Annotated in this window: 1 protein-coding gene; it reads left to right on the forward strand. The window is 55.6% G+C overall.

What is annotated here, in order from left to right; genetic code table 11:
• A partial coding sequence (locus tag KMS84_RS44690) for a DUF1173 family protein (protein WP_256921626.1) occupies positions 1 to 259 on the forward strand: 259 nt, incomplete at both ends.

The raw sequence follows: 259 nt of genomic DNA on the forward strand, positions 1-259 counted from the left end.
GGTTATAGCGATTGTTCAGACCGATCAACCCACGGAGCCGGGTAAAGCACAGGCGCTCAATGTCGCGTTGATGGTGGTCAGTGACGAGTGGATCCCGGTGGAATCCTCTTATGAAGCGGTGATCGAGGCGAGGTTGCGTGAGGAATCACGCAGGTTCGTCAAACCCTTGCGATTCTACTCAAGCGAAGACCAGGTATTCCCCGACTTCTGGCTGATGGACGCCAGTGCCGGCACTGAATATCCGATGGAGGTCTATGGC

This window comes from Streptomyces hilarionis (assembly GCF_024539675.1).
Classification (GTDB): Bacteria; Actinomycetota; Actinomycetes; order Streptomycetales; family Streptomycetaceae; genus Streptomyces; species Streptomyces hilarionis.